The sequence below is a fragment of the Amphritea opalescens genome (assembly GCF_003957515.1).
GTDB lineage: Bacteria > Pseudomonadota > Gammaproteobacteria > Pseudomonadales > Balneatricaceae > Amphritea > Amphritea opalescens.
Genome location: NZ_RQXW01000007.1, coordinates 72,888 through 86,380 on the forward strand (window position 1 = coordinate 72,888; position 13,493 = coordinate 86,380).

Below are 13,493 nucleotides of genomic sequence, written 5' to 3' on the forward strand. Positions count from 1 at the left end.
GTGCACTCTAAGCACCGCTAGCGATCTTCCTGAACTTTTTTAAAGAGCCGAGTCAGACGCTTTTTAGCTTATTTCAGACACAAAAAAAGGCATGTATTTCGACACACCTTTAATTATTACGTTGGTAGCGGGGCCTGATTTATTCATAACAGCCTGTAGGCTGTTATGCCCCTTCGGGCTGCGGTGCTGCGCACCTTGATGCAAGTTGCGCTCTAAGCACAACTTGTGAACTGGCGACCTTCCTGAGCGTTTATGGAGAGTCGAGCCCGACGCTTTTTAGCTTATTTTAGACACAAAAAAAGGCATGTCTTTCGACACTCCCTTAATTATTACGTTGGTAGCGAGGGCATATTTGCACTGACGACCTTCCCGAGGGCTTATGGAGAGTCGAGCCCGACGCTTTTCTTACAACAAAGTATCTTCGGATATACTTTATATCAGGCACAAAAAAAGGCATGTCTTTCGACACACCTTTAATTATTACGTTGGTAGCGGGGGCCAGATTTATTCATAACAGCCTGTAGACTGTTATGCCCCTTCGGGCTGCGGTGCTGTGCACCTTGATGCAAGTTGCGCTCTAAGCACAACTTGTGAACTGACGACCTTCCCGAGGGCTTGTGGAGAGCCGAGCCCGACGCTTTTTAACTTATTTCAGGCACAAAAAAAGGCATGTCTTTCGACACACCCTTAATTATTACGTTGGTAGCGGGGGCCAGATTTGAACTGACGACCTTCGGGTTATGAGCCCGACGAGCTACCAGGCTGCTCCACCCCGCATCAACGTGGGGCGTATATTACAGACGACCTACCACCTTGGCAAATGTTTTTTGATAAATATCCTCAATAATGTAAAAAATTCATTATCTGATTGAAATGCTAAGCACTGGATAGGTCCATTTTATCGCTATTGTTGATTGGCGATCCGTGAGGCGAATTTATTTGGCGTCACCGTGATACCTCGCCGCCATGCTTACCAAGGCTCATTACCGTCACTCGATGGATGAAAAATAGACGATAGAGCGATTTATGCTTGTGATAGTGTAGCAATATTAGTTAATATATTAATTATACTTGAGCTCGACTTTCACTTGCCACCCATGGCCTTTGGAAGCACTCATATGAAAGCAGCCTATACTGGTAGGTCGAATCGATAGTGGTTTGATGGGTTCAGGAATCGCCTGCAGCAATAAAATAAGAGGATAGTGAGATGGGCAAGCTAGCGCTCGTAGCTAAGATTACACATGTTCCAAGTATGTATCTGTCTGAACTGGATGGTCCGCAGAAAGGCACTCGTCAATCGGCGATTGATGGTCATATCGAAATCGGTAAGCGCTGTCGAGAGCTAGGGGTTGATACCATTGTCGTATTCGATACACACTGGCTGGTGAATGCTAATTACCACATCAACTGTGGGCCTCACTTTAAAGGTAATTATACCAGTGGTGAACTGCCGCACTTTATCTCTAACATGGAGTATGAGTACGATGGTAATCCTGAGTTAGGTAAAATCTTGGCGCAGGAGTGCAACCTGCAAGGCGTCGAAACCCTTGCACATGATGCTACCACCTTGGCACCGGAGTATGGCACGTTAGTGCCTATGCGCTATATGAACAAAGACCGTCACTTTAAAGTGATTTCAGTGTCAGCGCTGTGTACCGTTCACTACTTGAATGACTCGGCGCGTCTCGGTTGGGCAATGCGTGAAGCGATTGAAAAACATTATGATGGTACGGTGGCTATTTTTGCTAGTGGTTCACTTTCACATCGCTTTGCTCAGAATGGTCAAGCACCGCAATTTTCGAATAAAGTGTGGAGTCCCTTCTTAGAAACCCTCGACCATAAAGTCGTTGATATGTGGCAACAGGGCGATTGGGAAACCTTCTGTGCAATGCTGCCTGAGTATGCAGCTAAGGGACACGGTGAAGGTTTTATGCATGATACTGCGATGATGTTGGGGGCGTTGGGCTGGTCTGATTACGAAGGCAAAGCCGAAGTTCTGACACCGTATTTTGGTAGCTCGGGTACTGGGCAGATTAACTGTGTATTCCCAGTGACGGAGCAGGATGGTTCAGCGGTTCCCGGCCCTCAGGCATCGGTAACGTCAAGCTTTGAACCGGGGGCGAGCCGGTTGTAACAGACAGATTAGCAGGTCATCTCTGCTATCGATAATTTAAAAGGTTCGCATTGCGAGCCTTTTTTATGGCTTATAGATTATTCTTGATCGGTGTTATCTCGACGCGATTAAATTTGCGAATCGCGGTACCGATAGCATCGGTTAAAAGGCGGGATCAGTTTAATCAATTGTAAGATTCTCTCCCCTAGGATGTTTTTTCAGCATGACCCTACCTCATTGAGCGATTGATAGAGGCTGATGAAGGGCGGGGCAATATGGTAGTTACCTATAAGAAAAGTATTGAGGGGCCTACATTAGCTTGTGTTCTTATGTATCGTTTCTTTGTTAATATATTAACTAGTACGTCTTGTTTAGTCTGTTAATAATTCATAAACTGTGGCGCATTCGTCGCCATACAAGCGATGCTGAGGTTTAAAGAAAAGAGCGATGGTTACTCATTAGCCATGGCAGCGTCTCCATTTGTAAAAAATCAATTCCATGATGACGTCTAATATGAACGTTGTTATTGGGGATTTAGCTTAATTTGTAACTTATCAGGAAGCTGAAAAATGAAAAAAATAACAACATTACTAGCAACAGCGAGTGTTTGTGCGGGCATGCTGATGTCTTTTAATGCATCGGCCGTGACGACGCTTAAAGTAGGCACTTGGTTACCTCCGACGGCACCACAGAATGCGGTGGTTTGGCCAACTTGGGCTAAGTGGGTTGAAGAAGCAACCGAGGGACGTGTCAAAGTTGAGCTGGAGTATGGTTTAGGGCACCCTAAATCGATGTTTGATCTGGTTGAAGATCAGGTGATTGATGCGAGCTTTACCGTTAATGGGTATGTACCAGGGCGTTTTTCGCTAGGTAAGCTTGCCGAACTCCCAGGGGAAAGCCCAAATGCTGAGAAAGCCTCTGTTGCGTTATGGGATGTTCAGGAAAAATATTTTAATAAAGCTAATGAGTATGATGGACTGAAACTGCTGGGCTTGTTTGTACATGGGCCAGGTCAGCTGCATACCACTTTTCCTGTTAATTCACTGGCAGACATCAAGGACAAAAAAATCCGTATCGGAGGCGGTGTCGTCAATGAAATGGGTCAAATTTTAGGTGTCACTCCCGTTGGAGCACCCGCGCCAAAAATATATGAAATGATGCAACAAGGTGTCGTCGAAGGTGTGTTTCTGCCGGTGTTAGATTTGAAATATCTGCGTGTAGCGGAAGTTTCAAAATACTTAACGGCGTTTCCAGATGGGATGTATACCACGACCTTTAGTATCTTCATGAATCCCGATTCTTTTGATGCGCTGAGTGAAAAAGATCAGCAAGCGCTGATGAGTGTTTCCGGTGAAAAGCTTTCCCGCTTAGCGGGTAAAGCGTGGGGAGACGCGGATGCGGATGGGTATGCAGAAGCGAAGGCAAACGGTATCGTTATTAATAAGTTAACTGATTCCGACCCAATGGTGACTGAATTTAAAGCGGCAACTGCGAGTATGTCTGCTGAGTGGATTGAGCAGGCGGATGCGAAAAATGTTGACGGTCAGGCTGCACTGGATATGTTCCGTTCACTGGCTAAGTAAGATGATATAAAGACATTGATTGTCTTTGGAAGGGCTTGTGAGTTAGTTCCTGTTATGGGACTGGCTACAAGCCCTTTTTCTGTTGGGCGGGTGGGAGCATTCACTGACAACGGCTAGTTTTTGTCGAGTTATCTATTTTATATGTTGAGAGGGGAGGCAGTGATTACCTGTGGCTTGGCTCTTAAAGCTTAGGCTGTGAGGGGTAGCGCTAACTGATGGCTTAGCATGATTCATACGACCTCAATATAAGCGAGATGGCTTATATTGAGGCTGCTTGCTCTTTAAGGTGGAGGTAATGGGCTGATCTATTGTTTATTGATTGGCTTGCAGGCTTTTGTCCAGCTGCCTAATTAAGCCATAGAGCGCGGCAGTATAAGGCACCTCTTTTCCTAGCTTTTCGGCTATTTCATATACCACACCAACGAGTGCTACATATTCGAGGGGCTTACCTGCTTCGACGTCTTGCAGCATGGAGGTTTTAAAGGCACCCAGTGTTTGGGTTTGTGCGTTTCTTTCCTCGGGTGTTTGATCGATAGGACAGCCAATCTCGTGACCGATGGCCAATGCTTCGGTCATCGCTTTGCAGCAGAACTGATTGAGCAGTGGATCATCGAGTATGCGATCAGCGGTTGCACGGGTGAGTGCCGAAATCGGATTGATGGTCATATTACCGAGTAGCTTGAACCAAATGTTTCGCTGAATAGTGGCGGATATATCGACACTAAAACCGCTTTTTTTAAGGAGCTCTCCTATCTGCAGCGTTGGCGCTGAAGGCTCGCCACTCGGTTCACCAATAATGAGGTGATTGCCAGTGCTGAGCTTAATCACACCGGGAGAGGTCGAGGCGGCAGCTAAGTGAACAACACAGCCGATCACCTGATGACTAGGGAGGTGATCTCGTAGGTCACCTTGAGGATCAACTGTTGTGAGTATGGGGTCAGAGGTTACCTTTGGTAAGCCATCAAAAAACCACCAAGGCACGCCATTCATGGCCAGCAGAACGCGGGTTTGTTCACCGATCAAGGGTTCTATATTCTTGATGATAGCGCTGACAGCGGGTTGTTTGACGGCAATGATGATCAGATCTTGAACATCGAGTTCATTAGCGTGGGATACCGCTGAGACAGGGTAAAAACGGGTTTCACCCTCCTCGGTAAGGCCGACTCCGTTTTGCTGTAAAGCCAACAGTGTTTGCCCTCTGGCAATGACCGAAACTGTTGCATCAGCGGCGCTGAGGCGGGCTGCAATCAATCCACCGATTGCGCCTGCACCGTATACACATACCTTCATAAAGAAGCCTATAGTCAATTAACGTTTGTATGATGGGTCTTGTTTTTCAACGAGTCGTTTCATAGCGGCGAACACATCAGCACCCGCACCGTATTTAGGGTTGAAGTTGAGCGAATCGGCGGTACATTTCTTAACGATGGCTTCGGGAATTTCTCGCACCTTGCCCATCGCCATAGAGGCACATTGTACTTCACAGGCACGGTTGACTAACCACATGAGTGCGAATGCCTGAGCTAGGTTGGCACCGATGATAACGGGGCCATGGTTGCGTAGCATTAATACCGGTTTATCACCTGCGCTAGCCAAGATGCGCTCACCTTCATCGGGGTGCACCGTGATGCCTTCAAACTCGTGGTAAGCCACTTTGTTATATAGCTGTGCCGAATAAAAATTGCTGTATGACAAACCTTCTTCTAAACAACAAACGGCTAGCGTTGAGGTTGTGTGAACGTGCATAACACAGTGGCCGTTTTCAACTTTATCATGTATCTGGCTATGAAATGTAAAGCCTGCAGGGTTGATCGGCCAGTCGGAATGATCAACGATGGTGCCATCTATATCGACTTTAACTAAGTTAGATGCTGTTACTTCGCTATAGTGCAGACCAAATGGGTTGATGAGGAAATGATTCTCCTCGCCTGGAACGCGTAAAGAGATGTGGTTATAGATCGCTTCATCCCATTTCATATAGGCAAAAATGCGGTACATCGCCGCTAAATCAATACGGGCATTCCATTCGGCTTCGCTGAATCTTGATGGGCGTTCGTAATAGCGATTAGATAAAGACATGCGTTTTCCTCAGGATTGATGATAGTGCGGATTTTGATGAATATATTAATCAAAATTAGCGCAATAAAAAGCATAATAAATATTGGTCTGCTCAATATTTTTCTTATATGCTGTGTTGATGAATAGCAAACAACTCCTTTATTTTCTTAAAACCGCTGAATTATGCAGTATCGCTGCCGCAGCGCGAGAGCTTGATATTGCTCAGCCAAGTATCAGTTTGCAGTTAGAGAACCTTGAGCATGAACTGGGCACCTCGTTGTTTGATCGCGATTATCGGGGCGTCCGATTGACGGAAAGTGGTCAGCTATTTAAGGCGCATGCAGAATCGATTATGCGTCAGGTTGATCAGGCCAAACTGGATATCAGGCAGTCGGAACAAGAGCCAGCAGGGCGCTTGGTATTAGGGATGACGCAACCGATAGGTAACGTGGTGTCGGTGCCGCTATTGAAATTGGTCGAGCAGCGCTATCCGAAGATAGAATTGGATCTGTTTGCCGGCCTATCCTATAGCTTATCGGCGCAGCTACTGAGCGGAGAGATTGATCTTGCTATCTCATCACCGGACGGTAGTGATATGAAGCAGTTGACGCAGGAACACCTGTTCAGAGAGAACCTCTATTTAGCGATGGGAGATACTCCGCAAGTGAGTTCACAGAAACCTTTGCGCCAGCGAGAAAGTATTCCTTTTGCCGAATTAGCTAAACATGAAGTCATTGTCACCGGTCGACAAGATTCACTGGGTTATATACTGCGACAGTATGAGCAACAGCAGGGTATTAACGTACGCCACAAGCCCGGCTTCGGTCAGTTGATGACGACCCTGCGTTATGTATCCGATGGTTATGGCATGCTGTTGAGCCCATCGTCCTCTTTTTATCATTTAGAGGAAACCGGTCAGGTGCATGCGCTTGAGATTGTTGAGCCTTGTATGAAGCGCGATGTTTACATCACTCGAGCAGCGAATCGACCGCGCACCTCTTTAATGCGGGCCATTATTCCATTGATTTATGAGGTCGTGCAGCAAGAGCAGCAAGCTGGACATTGGCGAGGGGAGTTTATCGCTCATAGCGATTAGCTTGCTCATTACGTGTGTATACAATGATGGTGAAAGGTATATTTTAGGCGTCGCTCTATGTTGAATGTTTTATTCAAGGTAATAATCATGAATCGATAGACGTAGTCATACTCATCCACGCAAGAAGTGAAGGGGGGCTTCTCTTATGGATGAGTGTTAACGTTTGACTCGATTAGAATTTGATATTGATACCTGCTGCGACGTTATCTGGAGTGACATCATAGTCAGCCGCTTCGAGCCAGGCAGCGACATGTTGACTCAGTTCTTTCTTCAGCTGTATAACTACACCATTATTATCGTTGGCATCGATATCTGAATCTTTGTTGTAGTAGCCTGCAGCCATCGACCAATTATTATCGAGATAGTAGCGTCCGGTGATGCCGTAACTATCGAAGTCACCCGCTGAGCCAAATGTATCTTTATTTATTTCATAGGTAGCGCCAATATTCAGGTGGTCAAATTTATAACCGGCCGTTATGGCATAGCGTTTATAGTCTTTTGTTGCTGTGCCCCCTAGCGCTTGATCGGCTTGTGCTACACCAAAGCCGATATTGAGCTTCTTATCATCGTAGAGTGCACGTAAGGCGATCACATCTGAGTCGACACCGTTATCTTCAGGGATAGAGATAGAGGCTACCGTTACTTTGATGTTGTTGAATGCAGGAGTGATATAGGCGAGAACGTCTTGAGCTTCAGGTGCCTGATTAAACATTGACATGCCCGTTGGCGCAGCACTGCCAGAATGGGTTTCGTTATACTCGAAAATATTGATATTACTATACAGGTCACGCAGTTGCCCACTGGCTGTGCGAGGTGCGATGGCAAAGGTGCCGTATTGGGTTGGAAGTACGACTTTGGCGTCTATTATATGGATATCCGCTTCGCCATCGTTACCGCCAGTATCTTTGCTATTGATAGCATCTGATACATCGGCATTAAGGATATAAACCATTTTAAAGTTATCGATTTTAACCAAACCCTTAAGACCTAGTTCAAGTTCAAAAGCTTCTGGGTCAAAATCTTTATCTTCAATGGATACAGCACCTAAGCTTGAAAACATAGTGAACTTTGGCATTGGAAATTCAGATTCCGTGGCATGAGCTATATTTGAAAATGCAATGGCAAGAGATAATGTTGTTAAAGTTCTAATGGGGTGTTTCATTATTATAATACTCCATCTGTATTCGATATTTTTATTAGACTTAATATGTTAAGTATTTTAATTAGCTGTGTCTTATTATATTTCACTGAGTGAAACGTTATTTGTATATAATTTTCAGGTGGAGGTGTGGAGGTGACGATTTCTTGATGCTGTTAAATTGCAGTGTTTTGAGTTTTAGATTGTTTTTTCTATCTTAATAATGGTGTTTTTTATTTTTTCCATGATATCTGTGTCAATATTAAGAGGCGGTTGGTTTTTCTGTTCTCGTGAGAGCGATAAGATGTTAATGCTATTATTTTTTCTCGTTATAGGAAAAGCTATTATTTCTAGATGTGATCCACATAAGCGATTGGTCATCCGGGGATTATGGTAGGCATATCCTTGGTTTTTGATAGCGATGATCGTTTTTTGTAACCAGGGTGACTCCTGTTTTATTAAGCGAGATTCTCGCCCTTCTTGTGCTTTAATTTTATGAAGTGCGCTAGTGCGTTCAGCCTCGGATGAAAAAGATAGGTAAGCTAATCCTATGGCTGATGTCAGGGTAGTCTGTGAACAGTCATTGGCTAGGGTGTCGTACAGAACAGGTGATGAACTAATGACTGATACTTTATTGTTTTGAGGCGCCCACAGCCCTGTGAGGGTGGCTGATTCTTGACTGAGTTGTTGGATGGCTGGTGCGGCTACACTGTGAAACGTAGCAGCTAGATCCAGGTTAGTGATTGGGCTGCTGAGATTATTCGCAAATAGGTATCCGCCCATCTCGTCGGAACGGATGATCCAGCCTGCTTCAATGAGTGTTTTAAGTATTCTTAGCAGAGTCGCTTTACTGATATCCGTGATGCGATGTAATTCTGCTAATGATACTGGGCTATGGCGAATGATCTCTTCAAGAACTAACATGCCTCGTGCTAATGCATCAATAGATTTACTCATATTATGCCTAGGTTTATTGAGTGGCTATATTAAGGATAGATCGAAGGAATTGCTGATGTTGGCAAAAAAGCTGACCTTTGATCTTTATATAATTAAGATCGAAAGGTCAGAAAATATCGCCAGGATGAAAATAGGTGAATTAAAACTTAAATCTAAGATATTGAAATTAGTTTAATTTATAACCTCAGCGTTGGGGCATGTCTGCGGTGTTATATACTAAACTTACGGTTGCATCTTCGGGAATAGCTGGCATGGTTTTATTCCAACTCATCCATTGATTACGCATCTCTTCCAGTTTTTCCGGGTAAACCTTTTTCAGGTTAGCGCGTTCACGGGCATCATTGTTGATGTTGAAAAGATATTCATGCTCATCGACTTTTAGGTATTTAAATTCACCGACGCGCAGTGCGCGTTGATCGCGATGATTCATGCGCCAGTAGAGTGGTCTTTCAAATTCTTCGACCTCGCCAGTGATAACAGGTAGTAGCGAAACACCATCAACGGGGTAGTTGGGATCAAACTCACCTTGACCCACTTCCAGTAGGGTGCGAGACCAGTCCATTGTCATACAGTGTTGCATGCTCGTGGTACCGGCTTTGATGCCTTTTGGCCAACGTGCGATCCATGGCACTCGAATACCGCCTTCGGTTAGGTCCATTTTACCGCCGACTAAGGGCCAGTTATCGGAGAAACGCTCACCGCCATTGTCACTGGTAAAGACAATTAGGGTATCTTCCGTCAGGCCATGTTGTTCTAAGGTATCCATGATCTTGCCGATACCTTCATCCATGTGGTGAATCATCTTACGATAGGTATGAATATTACCGCCTTCTAGATGATAAAGCGCGGAGATCTCTTTTGATAATTCTTCATCATCTCGGCTTTCCCAAGGCCAATGGGGTGCCGTGTAATGGACGCTCAAGAAGAACGGCTTTTGTTCGGTATCTGTTGCGCGTCGGTTAATAAAATCCACCGAGTGTTCCGAAATAAGGTCGGTGAGGTAGCCGATTTCTCGATGCTCTTCTTCATTGATCCAAAGATCGTGATCACCATAGCCGCTCTTATGGCTAAAGTAATCGGCAGCGCCGGCCATAATGCCAAAGAATTCGTCATAACCAGAGGATCGTGGGCCGAAGTGAGGTGGGTAGCCGAGGTGCCACTTGCCCATCAACCCAGTGTAATAACCGGCTTTTTGAAGTTGCCCTGGCAGAGTTGGAATATGCGGTGGTAAACCTAACACATCACTGCCTTTTGACTTGGTGTTGATGGGCTCTTCTAGGGCGCCTCGTAAGCGGTATTGATAGGCCATGCTCATCAGTGCAAACCGGGTGGGTGAGCATACAGGTGAGTTCGCATACCCATCGAGAAACAACATTCCCTCTGTGGCCATTTTATCGATATTCGGAGATACCTGCCCGAATTGTGCCTCACGGCCGCCATAGCAGCCTAAATCGGCATAGCCGAGATCATCGGCAACAATGTAGATAATATTTGTCATTAGACTGATCCTTTTTCAATACGCTTAGTTCGGGGCATAAATTTCAAATCGTTACGTAGGTGCCAAAACCAAAGAACAAGGGCCAATCCCATGCCCAGTTGATCCCATAGCGCACCCGGTGCGAATAACATAATGGCTGCAGCTAAGCGGGCAGCAATTTCGTAGTGACGTAGTTTATGCGCATGGAAACCACTCAGAGCGGTGGCTGTTAGCGCAATACCGATGGCAAGTTTGATGAGGAGCCAGCTCCAGCTCAGCAGATCGAATTCGACGCCAGCTGCACCGACGGTCAAAAGTAGTGGGTTGAATGCGAAGGTGAACGGAATAATGAAAATCATAATGCCGACTTTTGAAGCCTGTACTGATGTTCCGATGGGGCCGCCACCAGAGATACTAGCTGCAGCAAAGGCGGCAATGGCAACGGGTGGTGTAATCGCAGAGCCAATGGCGATAAAGAAAACAAACATATGAGCTGTTAGGGGCGCTAGACCGAGTTGTTCCATTGCCGGTATCGCGATGGTTGCGACAGTCACATAGGCTGGTAAAGTTGGCATTCCCATACCTAATACAATGCAACAGAAGGCGGCCAGTAGCAGTGAAACGAGTAGCGAGTCTGTCACAAAACTGGTAAGTAATATGCCGAACTTAACGGGTACGCCGGTAGCGGATAATGCTGAGATAACGATGCTAACGGCTGCGATCGCCATTAATAAGCCTGAAAAAGTCTTACCGCCATCGCATAGGCTTTGGAGTAGTTTAATCGGTTTAGCCCGTACCGCTGGATTGATTAAACTTAAAGGGAACAGCAACGCCAATGCTGATATGGATGCTCCAGATGGTGACAGCCCATAAATCAGTAAAGCAACGATCAGACCTATTGGTAAGAAAATTAATAATAGGTTTAGGTAATCTTGGCGGGTAGGCTGCTCTATGCCTGCAATTTCATCATTGGCTTTAATACCAAGTTTTCGGGATTCAAAAATAATCATGGCAAAGAGGCTGCCATAATATGCAATGGCTGGAACAAGTACGGCAATAATAACCGTGAGATAACTAACACCCACAAAATCGGCCATGACTAGAGCTGCAGCGCCCATAATCGGAGGCATAATTTGACCGCCGGTAGAGGCTGCGGCTTCTACTGCGCCGGCGAAGTTTGGTGAAAAACCTCGCTTGGTGATCATGGGGATGGTAACAACTCCTGTGCCTACAACGTTTCCTACGGCACTTCCTGAGACGGTTCCAAATAACCCTGAAGAGAGTACGGCGGCATGCGCTGGCCCACCTGCTGTTCCTTTCATGAGTGAGAAGGCAATTCGTATCATGGAATTGCCGGCCCCGACACTTTCGAGCACTGAGCCCAAAATAATAAAAGGGAATACGGTGGTGATAACAATACTAAAGGTGCTGCCTAGTATTCCGCTGTCGAGGCTATACAGTAGGTTTTGTGCGAGTGTCTCGGCGACACCGGTGTTGATAGTCTTTAGTGGTCCTGGCCACCAATGGCCAGTGGCCATATAAAGGATGCCTACGATACCAAGCAGCGCCACGGGGGCACCCCAAATACGCCAGCAATAAAATAAAGAGCCGCTGGCTGCGATCAGAGCGATCCACATTTGCTCATTGTCAAATAGGAACATGCCATCATCGAGCATGATACTAATGTTATAAAACGAGACGCAGCAAACCACTAACGCAACGGCTAACACCACGCTGGTTAAGGCCAGCCAGCCATTAGCTTTTCCTTTACGGTAGTTTTGCAAAATACCTAGGGTCACTACCAATATACAGAGGCCAAAGAAGGTGGCTCTGAAGAAAACCATTGGAAATGGTCCTAATCTAAAGTCTCCAATGGCCGGCATGATATTGGCAAGACCGTAGAGCGTTACCATAAGGCAGAGAATTGAACTCATCCAGAATAGTGGATCAAAAGATGATTTTGATGAGGAATGCATAGAAAACTCCGTAAAGCAGGGGGAGGTCCCTGCTTATATGGCTGTTGAGGTGGTGATTATTGAGGTAAAAGATTATCGGGAACAGATACGCCAATTTCTTTGAAGTAACGCAGGGCCCCAGGGTGTAGCGGAGCATTGACGCCCGCAAGATGATCGATCGTAGGTAACTGAGTCAGCATCGCATTAGTTTTAGCAACGGCTGCACGGTTCTCAAAGTAAGTCTTGGTCAATTGATATGCGGTTTCTTCGGAAAAGTCTTTATGTACCGCCATCATCATCAATGTCTGCCAAGTGATGGCTGGAGATTCATTGACCTGACCGGGATAGGTATTAGGGGGAATGATAGCGATTTGTAATCCCAGCTCGGCAGGAGGCTCTTGATTTTCACTGGCTAGGCTAAGAATACGAATCTTATGCGACAGACTTAATTCAGCTAATGATTGTGAAGCAAACCCGAAGGCGCCAACGTATACATCAAACTGCCCATCTTGGAAGCTTTGAGTGGCCGCACCCCAAGGAGCTTTGATGGGGTCATATGAGCCCTCAGTAAGGCCGCCTGCTGTTGCTAACGCCATGATTTGTTTGTTAGCCGCACTGGATGGTGGGCCAATAAAGACGCGTTTTCCTGCAGCGTCAGACCAATTCTTAATGTCGTCATCGGCCCATGTTACTGCCTGGAATAGGCTACCGGGCACGCCGAAAAGGGTGCGTACGTTTGAGGCGAGTTGAGTGGCTTTATTCCCCATTTTTTTATAAGGGCCCACACCTTTTTTTAGTGCATCGAAGGCAAGAGGTGGAACTAGCGCTGAATCTAGCTTTCCTGCGGCGACTTTCAGCAAGGATTTAGTCAATGTTTGATTTAGAGAAAGTTGGAGGTCGATACCATCTTTGGCCCAATAGGTAGCCATTGATTGAGGAATCATACCCAGCACGCTATTGGCAACGGCAGACTCCATGGACACTTCTTTAGCATAGGAGGAAGCTGAGAAGGTAATTAGTACACCCATGATGGCTGTAGAGCATAGGTTGTTTTTTAGCCATTTATTCGAAAGAGACATCATTATTTACCGTTTTATTATTTTATTAAGCTGACTG

At 45.8% G+C, this 13,493-nt stretch carries 10 protein-coding genes and 1 tRNA gene; 3 read left to right on the forward strand and 8 right to left on the reverse strand.

The features are described 5' to 3' along the window. Window positions 1–700 precede the first annotated feature (700 nt). Window positions 701–777, reverse strand: a tRNA-Met gene (locus EH243_RS09375). Window positions 778–1,207: 430 nt separating this feature from the next. On the opposite strand from EH243_RS09375, the gene hpaD reads away from it, so the two are divergent. Both hpaD and EH243_RS09385 read left to right on the forward strand, forming a co-directional pair. Continuing rightward, window positions 1,208–2,134: a 3,4-dihydroxyphenylacetate 2,3-dioxygenase gene (gene hpaD, locus EH243_RS09380; protein WP_126158395.1), complete on the forward strand. Its 927-nt coding sequence runs from the start codon at window positions 1,208–1,210 to the stop codon at window positions 2,132–2,134. A gap of 548 nt (window positions 2,135–2,682) precedes the next feature. Then, window positions 2,683–3,696: a TRAP transporter substrate-binding protein gene (locus tag EH243_RS09385; protein ID WP_126158396.1), complete on the forward strand. Its 1,014-nt coding sequence runs from the start codon at window positions 2,683–2,685 to the stop codon at window positions 3,694–3,696. A 312-nt stretch (window positions 3,697–4,008) separates the two neighbouring features. Here EH243_RS09385 and EH243_RS09390 read toward each other — a convergent pair whose 3' ends face one another. Together EH243_RS09390 and EH243_RS09395 are read right to left on the reverse strand one after the other, a co-directional pair. Continuing rightward, complete coding sequence (locus EH243_RS09390) at window positions 4,009–4,986, reverse strand: 2-dehydropantoate 2-reductase (protein WP_126158397.1); 978 nt, start codon at window positions 4,984–4,986, stop codon at window positions 4,009–4,011. 18 nt (window positions 4,987–5,004) lie between these two features. Then, entirely contained in the window at window positions 5,005–5,775 is a 771-nt protein-coding gene (locus EH243_RS09395) for a class II aldolase/adducin family protein (protein ID WP_126158398.1), read from the reverse strand. Window positions 5,776–5,893: 118 nt separating this feature from the next. On the opposite strand from EH243_RS09395, the gene EH243_RS09400 reads away from it, so the two are divergent. Then, window positions 5,894–6,850 carry a LysR family transcriptional regulator gene (locus EH243_RS09400; protein WP_126158399.1) on the forward strand — a complete coding sequence of 319 codons (957 nt, stop codon included), beginning with the start codon at window positions 5,894–5,896 and terminating at the stop codon, window positions 6,848–6,850. A 172-nt stretch (window positions 6,851–7,022) separates the two neighbouring features. On the opposite strand, the gene EH243_RS09405 is transcribed toward EH243_RS09400, so the two are convergent. The 5 genes from EH243_RS09405 to EH243_RS09425 all read right to left on the reverse strand — a co-directional run bounded on the left by EH243_RS09405 (window position 7,023) and on the right by EH243_RS09425 (window position 13,456). Continuing rightward, entirely contained in the window at window positions 7,023–8,012 is a 990-nt protein-coding gene (locus tag EH243_RS09405) for a porin (protein ID WP_126158400.1), read from the reverse strand. Between the two features lie 174 nt (window positions 8,013–8,186). Further along, window positions 8,187–8,945 (reverse strand): helix-turn-helix domain-containing protein, encoded by a 759-nt coding sequence (locus tag EH243_RS09410; RefSeq protein WP_126158401.1) that lies wholly within the window; start codon window positions 8,943–8,945, stop codon window positions 8,187–8,189. Window positions 8,946–9,129: 184 nt separating this feature from the next. Continuing rightward, window positions 9,130–10,443 (reverse strand): sulfatase family protein, encoded by a 1,314-nt coding sequence (locus EH243_RS09415; protein WP_126158402.1) that lies wholly within the window; start codon window positions 10,441–10,443, stop codon window positions 9,130–9,132. Beyond that, window positions 10,443–12,356 carry a TRAP transporter permease gene (locus tag EH243_RS09420; RefSeq protein ID WP_241235037.1) on the reverse strand — a complete coding sequence of 638 codons (1,914 nt, stop codon included), beginning with the start codon at window positions 12,354–12,356 and terminating at the stop codon, window positions 10,443–10,445. The genes EH243_RS09415 and EH243_RS09420 overlap by 1 nt, the downstream gene beginning before the upstream one ends. Window positions 12,357–12,454: 98 nt before the next feature. Next, window positions 12,455–13,456, reverse strand: coding sequence for a TAXI family TRAP transporter solute-binding subunit (locus tag EH243_RS09425; protein WP_241235038.1), 1,002 nt, complete (start codon window positions 13,454–13,456; stop codon window positions 12,455–12,457). Between the last annotated feature and the right edge of the window lie 37 nt (window positions 13,457–13,493).

What these genes read in the sequence shown, in the direction of transcription:
- EH243_RS09425 (WP_241235038.1), bottom strand. Translation starts at nt 13,456, where the DNA reads ATGTCTCTTTCGAATAAATGGCTAAAAAACAACCTATGCTCTACAGCC.
- EH243_RS09400 (WP_126158399.1), top strand. Translation starts at nt 5,894, where the DNA reads ATGAATAGCAAACAACTCCTTTATTTTCTTAAAACCGCTGAATTATGC.
- EH243_RS09410 (WP_126158401.1), bottom strand. Translation starts at nt 8,945, where the DNA reads ATGAGTAAATCTATTGATGCATTAGCACGAGGCATGTTAGTTCTTGAA.
- EH243_RS09415 (WP_126158402.1), bottom strand. Translation starts at nt 10,443, where the DNA reads ATGACAAATATTATCTACATTGTTGCCGATGATCTCGGCTATGCCGAT.
- EH243_RS09390 (WP_126158397.1), bottom strand. Translation starts at nt 4,986, where the DNA reads ATGAAGGTATGTGTATACGGTGCAGGCGCAATCGGTGGATTGATTGCA.
- EH243_RS09385 (WP_126158396.1), top strand. Translation starts at nt 2,683, where the DNA reads ATGAAAAAAATAACAACATTACTAGCAACAGCGAGTGTTTGTGCGGGC.
- hpaD (WP_126158395.1), top strand. Translation starts at nt 1,208, where the DNA reads ATGGGCAAGCTAGCGCTCGTAGCTAAGATTACACATGTTCCAAGTATG.
- EH243_RS09420 (WP_241235037.1), bottom strand. Translation starts at nt 12,356, where the DNA reads ATGAGTTCAATTCTCTGCCTTATGGTAACGCTCTACGGTCTTGCCAAT.
- EH243_RS09405 (WP_126158400.1), bottom strand. Translation starts at nt 8,012, where the DNA reads ATGAAACACCCCATTAGAACTTTAACAACATTATCTCTTGCCATTGCA.
- EH243_RS09395 (WP_126158398.1), bottom strand. Translation starts at nt 5,775, where the DNA reads ATGTCTTTATCTAATCGCTATTACGAACGCCCATCAAGATTCAGCGAA.